Below are 2,646 nucleotides of genomic sequence, written 5' to 3' on the forward strand. Positions count from 1 at the left end.
CTTCATTAAATTGCCAGTAACTTACCAATCCGGTTTCATTTCCAACCAAAGGAATATACATATTTTCACGGATTTCTTCTTCGGTTCTCACTATATTCCACAAACGCATTTCTTCTAAAATACCGCTGTAGAATCCGGTTGATCCATTTTTCGAACCAATTAATTTGTCTATGTCGTTATCAGTAAAATTGTAATTATTTTCTGTAAGAAGCTGCTGTTCCTCACCATTCACAAATATCTTATGATTCCCCATTCCGGTTCCATTTCTGCTATATACTATATGATTCCATTCATTCTCTGAAATTGCATTATCTTCTGTTTCCACAACCCAGGTTCCGGGACCTGTTACAGCAATTCTATTTGTACCGCCATTCCCAGCTCCAACTTCCAATTGGAAACTACCGTCATCATTATTTTTCCTGGTAGAAAATATACTTTGTCGAAAAGAGAGATCAGCAGGTTTTATCCAAGCTTCGACCGTTAAAGTATTCCCTACATCAAAGCTATTTTCGTTTCCGCAGTTTATATAATCATCCGTTCCATCGAATTCCAGTGCTGTCCCGGGAAACTCGTCTATTTCTGCTCCGGTTCCGCTAACGGCAATGTATTTTGCTTCTAATCCGGTGGAAGAATGAACTATGCTCCCTGAATAAGTTCTCAGTGAATCCGGTTCAAACCGAACATAGATTGTCTCAGAAACTGAACCATCAACGGGTGATATTGACAGTTCTTGCAGGAATCCCGTATCTTCCGATAATGATACTTTAAATCTTCCGGGCATTCAATATTTAAATCATTTATCAGGTTGATAGCCGTTAGATAGTAATTCTTTGTTGGCAAACCTCCAACTACAATGTTTCCAAAACTCATTGAATCAATAGTTTCCTGCTTACAATAATGTATTTTTCCATTTAATTCTCCGATAAAAAGCTCTTCCAGTCCATCACCATCGATATCAGAAAAAACAGGAGCGGAATAATAGCCAACATCTAAAGAATTGAAATTATGAGTTACAAGTGAAAATGAAGTTGAATTTATGGAGTCCTGCTCATAATGATTTAGGTTACCTTCATATTCCCCTACAATCAAATCCAGCAGATAATCACCGTCAAGATCGGTAAATGCAGGGCTTGATGTGGATCCTACATCAATGTTATTAAAATTTGGAGTTATTAGTGTAAATGAAGTTGAATTTACGGAGTCCTGCTCATAATGATTTAGGTTACCTTCATATTCCCCTACAATGAAATCCAATAGCCCGTCTCCATCCAAGTCGGTAAAAGCTGGAGTTGAAATATTTCCAACTTCTATGGAATTAAAATGTTCGTTGACAAGAGAAAATGAAGTGGAATTTTCCGCATCCTGTTCATAATGATTTAGGGTACCATTTTGTTTTCCTAAAATCAAATCCAAAAGCCTGTCGTTATCCAAGTCGGTAAAAACAGGAGCTGAATAACCTTCAACACCTATGCAATTAATATGTTCGATAACAAGAGTAAAAGAAGTGGAATTTTCCGCATCCTGCTCGTAATGATTTAAGGTATCATTTTCTTCCCCTACAATCAAATCCAACAGATCATCACCATCAATATCAGTAAAAGCAGGAGCGGAATAATAACCAACATCTATAGAATTGAAATTGCTGGTAATTAATTCAAAATCCCGCGATTTTAATAAAGTAATTTCAGGAACTACACCTTGTCCGGTGAGAAATATTTCAGTAATCGACTCGTCCGGGTCATTGGAAGTGATAACCAAAGTATCGGTAATGGGACCTACAGCCGCAGGTGAGAATGTAATTTCAATATTACAACTGTCACCCGGCAATATCTCACAAATCGTCATATCCACTAAAAAATCTGGTTCATTGTTGGAAATATCAGAAACTGACAATGTATCGTTACCGGTATTGTAGATCGTTATCGTGCCTGCTATTGAATCTTCGATATTACAGGTGCCAAAATGTAAGGATTCCGGCTCAATATAAATATCCGGTTCTATTACTTTTCCGATAATGAACTGACTGAATTCTGTAATTCCGTCAAAAGTCACTTCATTATTGGCAGCATTTACAGAACTTGCAGTCATTAACTGAATCCAATTTGAATCAGCATTTGAAGAGCGTGTATAAAGTTTAATTTGCGATGGATTTCCCTCATCTTCACTCGTCAGGTCTTCGGAAATGGTAAATGTTAAATCAGTATCGAATGTTCCGTTTCCATAACGATTCACAACCCAATATTGAGCATCGAAAACTTCATCCGGTTCGGTGGGATTAATGTTTGCTGTTGCATTGATGCGAGTTACTGTTATTTCCGCTGAATTATGAGAATTGAAATACATCGAAAGCCCAGTATCAGTGAAATCAACAGTTCCCGCAGTTTCGGTTTGAGAATCGGAAACTCCATCTCCAAAAGGAATAGTCGAATCAATCCAGTCATCTTCATCCATATTGTGCATTGTTCCGTCATTTCCTGAAATAATATCAGTAGCAGTTGTTCCGGTTCCTTCATTGAACTGCCAGTAACTTACGAGACCGGTTTCTGTTCCAACCAAAGGAATATGCATATTTTCACGCAGTTCTGTTTCGGAACGTACCACATTCCAAACTCGCATTTCATCAATAATCCCATTAAATAATTGACC

2 protein-coding genes are annotated in these 2,646 nt (G+C 37.6%); both read right to left on the reverse strand.

Annotated elements, in window-relative coordinates:
• The coding region (locus tag ENL20_10100; protein HHE38907.1) for a LamG domain-containing protein at positions 1-781 on the reverse strand (781 nt) is incomplete at its 3' end.
• On the reverse strand, positions 658-2,646 hold a 1,989-nt coding region (locus ENL20_10105; GenBank protein ID HHE38908.1), incomplete at its 5' end, for a choice-of-anchor D domain-containing protein. The genes ENL20_10105 and ENL20_10100, both read right to left, overlap by 124 nt.

The organism is Candidatus Cloacimonadota bacterium, from assembly GCA_011372345.1.
In the GTDB taxonomy this organism is placed as follows: Bacteria; Cloacimonadota; Cloacimonadia; order Cloacimonadales; family TCS61; genus DRTC01.